Source organism: Nocardia sp. NPDC005978, assembly GCF_040614455.1.
Taxonomy (GTDB): Bacteria; Actinomycetota; Actinomycetes; order Mycobacteriales; family Mycobacteriaceae; genus Nocardia.
In genome coordinates this window covers 1-5,840 of sequence record NZ_JBEXUS010000205.1, presented here as the reverse complement: position 1 = coordinate 5,840, position 5,840 = coordinate 1, and the positions used below count along the sequence as shown (strand labels likewise).

The window sequence follows — 5,840 nt, the reverse complement described above, 5'->3', positions numbered from 1 at the left end:
CGGTGAGATGATCCGCCGCCAACGCGTCCTGCGCGACGCCGGGAACTTCGCCAGCGTCGCGGACTACGAACGAGCACGCGAACAAGGCGCCGGGCTGGTACCACTGCCAACATTGCTCATCGTGCTCGACGAGTTCGCGGAACTCCTCGAACAACACCCCGACTTCGCGAAACTCTTCGTCGCCATCGGCAGACTCGGCCGATCTCTTCGAATCCACCTCCTGCTGGCCTCGCAGAAAGTCCCCGCCCACCGCATGGGCGAACTCGAAGCGCATCTGTCCTACCGGATCGCGTTGCGTACCAACCAAACCAGCGACTCCCGCGACGCGATCGGGACCGCCGACGCGTACCACCTGCCCAAGAAACCAGGAGCAGGCTACCTGCGAGTCGGTGCCGGTGAACTGCAACGGTTCCAAACCGCGTACGTCGGCGAACCCTACCGCCGTCCGACCCGAGCGACCGCCGCCGGCACAGAATACGCACGCCGCAGCGTCGGCTACCGGCCACCGCAGCTCTTCACCTCCAGCACGATCAGCGAGCTGCGCCCACCCGCTCCCGCCCCAGCCCCCGCTCCCGAGGCGGCCACTGATGCGCCCGAACCCGAGTCGATCATGGACGTGGTCCTGCGTCAGCTGGCTCACCAAGGCCAACCAGCACACCGAATGTGGCTGCCCCCCTTGGGTACACCCCCCACGCTCGAACAACTGACCGCATCGGTGGCCGCGGGGCGGCTGCACGTGCCACTCGCCTTGGTCGACAAACCGCGCCAGCAACGCCAAGACATCTGGTCTGTCGACCTATCCGCGGCGGGAGGGCACGTTGCCATCATCGGCGGACCGCAATCCGGCAAATCGACGGCGCTTCAAACCCTCGTGTTATCGGCAGCCTTGACTCACACGCCTGAACAGACCCAGTTCTACTGCGTCGACTTCTCCGGTGGCGCACTGTCCGCGCTTCGCGGATTGCCGCATGTCGGCTCGGTGGCAACCGCGCGCGAAGGGGACCGGATCCGGCGCACCTTCGCACTCATCACCGCGCTCATCGACAGCAGACAGGCGTTGTTCACCGAGCTCGGTATCGACAGCATGCGGCGGTTTCGGGCAATGCGTTCAGAACGTGACCCGCGCCTGGAACGACGCGACGCCTACGGGGATGTGTTCCTGGTCATCGACGGCTGGGACATCGGGTTCGCCCCCACCAGTCAGTACTACGACGACTACATACGAGTGCTCGAGTCCATCGCGGTTCAGGGACTCAACTACGGTATCCATCTCGTGCTCACCAGTTCGCGGTGGGTTGTGGTCCGCCCCGCGATCAAGGATCTCATCCAAACCAAGATCGAAATGCGACTCGGTGACACCACCGATACGACATTCCTGGGCAACCGCGCGGTGGTCAACGCGGTGCCCACCAACCGGCCGGGACGATGCATCTCCACCGATATGCTGCATATGCTCACCGCGCTGCCACGCATCGACGGCCACGGGGACGCGGAAACCGCCGCAGAAGGCTTGGCCCACGCGGTCGAGCACCTTCGCCTCCGGTACCCCGACCGCCGCGCACCCGAGGTGCAACTCCTCCCCGGCCACATCGATCTGACCGAGATTCGGGAGCGATGGTCACCGCCGACCACCCTCGCGCAGCAACTGATCATCCCGTTCGGAGTGCGCGAGTCGAACTTGAGGCCGGCCGCGATCGATTTCGGCGTGTCAGCTCACATGATCGTGCTCGGCTCCTCCGGCTGTGGAAAGTCCACCGTCGTCGCCGCGCTGCTCGCTTCGATCGCCGAGCAATTCACCAGCGACCAGGCCAAAGTGCTCCTGATCGATTACCGCCGCCGTCACATGGGTTCGGTCCCCGACGCCATGCTGATCGGTTACCTGACCTCCGAACGTGACGTGATCGACGGCCTTCCGCCTTTCGCGGCGAAAATGCGGACACGACGCGCGCCCGACGGCGTGACCGCTCAGCAACTGCGGGAAAGGTCATGGTGGACCGGGCCGGAGATATTCGTCGTGGTCGACGATTACCACATGGTCGCCCAACGTGGATCCCTCAATCCGCTCGATCCGCTCAAAGATGTCATCGTCGACGCCCGAGACACCGGCCTGCATATCATCGCCGCACGTAACATCGCCCAAGCGGATTCGGCAATGTATGACAACGTTCTCGGCCAGATGAAGAATCTCAACTCCTCCGGCCTCATCATGGACGGATCAAAGTTCGACGGAATTCTGCTCGGGGATGCCAAGGCCACTGAACAGCCTCCCGGGCGCGGGGTGCTCGTCGAACCGCTGCACGGCCGAAAAGACCTCGTCCAGGCCGCGTGGGTGCCTCCCCATGACTAGCTCGAGCATGCTCCCACCGGTGGGAATGAAATAACTTGGTTCTCAGCGGGATGGCAAGATATCCCATATCCAGAGGAGCATTACGATGTTCGTTGAAGCGCTTCCCTCGGACTTTCCGATGGCAACGGCGAAATTTGTTGGCGAACAGACACAGTTGCTCGCTTCTCTCAGTGGAGCGAGTGGACTTCTGTCACCGGTGCCCGCGGCATTCGATGATGTCAGCATTATGGCGTCCTCAGTCTTCGCGGCACACGCTTCACTCAACATCGCCACCACCTCGGAAGGGCTGACACAATTCGCGGCCGGCTCGGCGCAGCTTCCGGGCGTCGGGGCTTCCTACCTGGCAACAGATATCTCCAGTGGCGCGGTTATCTCCGCCGCCCAGGTGACTATCTAAGCGAACGGGACGGATAGTGTTCGGTAGCTGGGCGGCTCTGCCGCCCGAAGTCAATTCGTTCCGGCTGACCTTCGGCCCGGGCGGCGCCGCGACCGGCGCTGCTCCGATGTTGGCCACCGCGGCGGCCTACACGCAAGTGGCCACCGGTATCCGAACCGCCGCCCTCGGTGCCCAACAGCACCTCGAAGAACTGATGGTCACATGGCGGGGCGCGGCCGCGACCCAGGCGCAAATGGCGTTCTTTCAGCATTTGACATGGATGCATCAGAACGCGGCACTGCTGGACATCGCCGCGATCAGGGCTACCGCCCAGGGTGCCGCCTACCTCGCCGCACTGGCGGCGATGCCACCGTTCCCCGTCGTCATGGCAAACCGCGCCACCACCGCCGCTCTGGTCGCCACCAACACCATGGGTCAGAACACCGCGCCGATAGCGGTCAGTGAGGCCGCCTATCTCACGATGTGGACCTTGGCGGCGAACACGATGTACGCATACGCCGCGCAAACAGCACAGAACGTAGTCGTTCCCGCACCTGCTCCCGCCCCGATGATCGCCGGCGGGCCCGGAGCAGGGCCGCTGAACATGACGGGCGCGCTCAACGAACTGCCACAGGCGTCGCTGCCCGGGCATGCGGCACCGGGCAGTACAGACATACTTCCCGGCAACGGATCGCAAACTCCCACGCACCCGGGAACAACCCCGGGTGGGGGAGAGTCACCAGGGGGAAACCCCAACCCGTCCCCAGGTGATCAAGCGGTGCCCACCCCGGACACTCCCACCGACTTCGAGGCTCCGACGGATCTGGCCACGCCGGCCGAGTCCGCAGGCTTGGGAAGCGACACGATCGACTCGCTGAACGAGCCGGGTTTCTACGGTGCGAGCCCGAACTCCGCCACGCTCGCCGCCCTGCAAGGCGGCGGACCGATCGGCGCGATCGGCATGACCACCGGAGGTTTCAACGCCCTCCCGGGCACAGCGACAGGTTTCCGCATGCCCGGCAACTGGGCGCCCTCGACCGGAACCCCATTCAGCTTGGCCACAACGCCGTCATCGTCTGTCGCGCCGGTAGCGGCGGCACCCCGTGCCACGAGCGCGCCGATCGCTCAGTCGCGGCGCCGCACGGACGAATCGACCGAACGCAGGGTCTTCGCTCCGGGCGAAACGGTGGACGTCCCCGAACTGGCAGACGCCATGCCGATCGGGGTTATCGAATATTCCGACGACGAGACCGATGCGGTGTCGCTTGTTTCGAATACTCGGTAGTCGTTGAAGCTCGTCCCGGCAAACTGCCGGTGCCGATCAAATAAAACCGTGAAAGGTAGGAAACACAGTGAGTGGAGACCTCGTAGCTGTCCCCGCGGAAATTGCGGCATCGGGGAAAAAGGCTATGGCCCTGCAGGGAACTCATGAGGGCTACCTCGGGGCCCTCGCAAGTGTCAAGGAAGAGTTTCGCGTCGCAGCTTCAAGCGCTGGCGCCGGCGATGCGGCCCAGAGCACGTTGCAGAACGCGCACATGGCCGGCGTCAAGCTCGGGCGATCGCTGCAAGAAGTGATCGAAGTCCTTGTCGAGACCGGAGTCAGAATCGACACGAGCGACATGGACGCCGCAGCTGGAATAGACAATGCCAGTGCCCTGGGATCCAATGGAAAAATAGACAACAGCTCCTGGTCGTGAGTGGCGCCAGATTTCATCAAGAAAGGTCTAGAAAATGAGCGGTCAGATTCGAATCAATTATACTGCTGTGGATTCGAACGCGTTGTCTCTTCAGAACATCGTGAACGGAATCGAAGCCAACAATGAACAGCTTCGTGCAATGGAGCGTGCGCTGAAATCGTGCTTCGACGGAAACGCGGCACGAGAGGGCTGGGACCCGAAAATCAACGCCCTGCTTGCCAAGGTCAACGACTACAGCCTCGAACTCGGAAAACTGCGGGCGGTCCTGCAGTCAAAGCTCGGCGGTGGAGGCGACGTCTACAACACCGACAAAGCGCAGGGCGCGAAGTTCCTCGCAGTCGGAATCTAGTCACCGGCTGTGTGGCCCGGCCCCAATCGACATGCTGGGTGACGACATGACTGAGCCAACGCAGCCCCCCGGGACGCCATCCGAACCAGTAGCGGTCGATATCAACGTCGACGCTGCCCTGGTACTCAAGTCGATGGTCGGCATCGACGAGTACCCCCAAGTACTCGCGCTGATGCCGAACATCTATCGGCCCGAGGACCAACATCGTGTGCACGCTGCCATCGTGACCGAGCTCGCCGACGCGGGCATAGTCCATGAGGGCAGCGTGCACACACGTGTCGCGCACTGGCTGCGATGTCTCGAGCGCCCAGACATGGAACTGGCCGCCCGCGTTGTGCATACCGGGCTCGACGGCCAACCGGCATCGATGCTGCGGTTATCGCTCGTCCGCCGAGCAGAGGAACACATTCTCGCCATACGGTGTGATGACCGTGTCGTGCTGCAACCCGTGTTCCACGAGGGCAGGAAACTCACCACCCTGACCAGCGCGGTGCTGGCCGCGCTGGGGCCCTACCCTCCGCTCGCAATCGACACACTCGCAGCCACGATGGAACAGTTCGCCGCCGTTCCCGCTGAACCCGAGCAGCGCCGCCGGGCATTGCTCGCGCTGGGTGCCACCGCCCATACGGCCGCCACCCTGACCCGAGCGCTCGATGAGGTCATCCGGCGTGCCGAAATCGTCACAATCGAACACCGGGACGGCACGGACCAGACTCCACAATTCAGTCTCAGCGTGCTCGACACACCCCGCGGCCGGATCGTCGCCGCCCCGGCCAGGGCGTTGGACGGCGGCAAGCGCTCGACCTACACCCGCGGTGATGCCGCCGCGATCGGTTCCGGGATCGCCGCACTCATCGAACTCCTGCCCAGCGGCAGCTGGTTCGACACCAGCCGCACCACAGAATGACGCACACGGTCGTGAGAGGGACGACAACAGTGAACCCCAACCCGGAGCTGCACGGTCACGACGTCACAAGCCTTACCGCCCATGACGGCTACGCCGCATATCTCGGCGCCGACACATCGCAGACAGCAATCACACCGGAACCTCCCGGTCAGCCCACCCCGGCC

General features: G+C 63.8%; 6 protein-coding genes. All 6 read left to right on the top strand.

What is annotated here, in order from left to right:
* On the top strand, positions 1–2,347 hold a 2,347-nt coding region (eccCb, locus tag ABZ319_RS39825; RefSeq protein ID WP_354991778.1), incomplete at its 5' end, for a type VII secretion protein EccCb.
* Positions 2,348–2,432: 85 nt separating this feature from the next.
* Positions 2,433–2,744 carry a PE domain-containing protein gene (locus tag ABZ319_RS39820; protein WP_354991777.1) on the top strand — a complete coding sequence of 104 codons (312 nt, stop codon included), beginning with the start codon at positions 2,433–2,435 and terminating at the stop codon, positions 2,742–2,744.
* A gap of 16 nt (positions 2,745–2,760) precedes the next feature.
* A complete protein-coding gene (locus ABZ319_RS39815; RefSeq protein WP_354991776.1) occupies positions 2,761–4,008 on the top strand; it encodes a PPE domain-containing protein in 1,248 nt (415 codons plus the stop codon).
* A gap of 67 nt (positions 4,009–4,075) precedes the next feature.
* The gene (locus ABZ319_RS39810; protein WP_354991775.1) at positions 4,076–4,420 is read left to right on the top strand and encodes a hypothetical protein; all 345 of its coding nucleotides are present in this window, start codon (positions 4,076–4,078) and stop codon (positions 4,418–4,420) included.
* 67 nt (positions 4,421–4,487) lie between these two features.
* A complete protein-coding gene (locus tag ABZ319_RS39805) occupies positions 4,488–4,769 on the top strand; it encodes a hypothetical protein (RefSeq protein WP_354991774.1) in 282 nt (93 codons plus the stop codon).
* Between the two features lie 46 nt (positions 4,770–4,815).
* Positions 4,816–5,676: an ESX secretion-associated protein EspG gene (locus ABZ319_RS39800; RefSeq protein ID WP_354991773.1), complete on the top strand. Its 861-nt coding sequence runs from the start codon at positions 4,816–4,818 to the stop codon at positions 5,674–5,676.
* Positions 5,677–5,840: the final 164 nt, after the last annotated feature.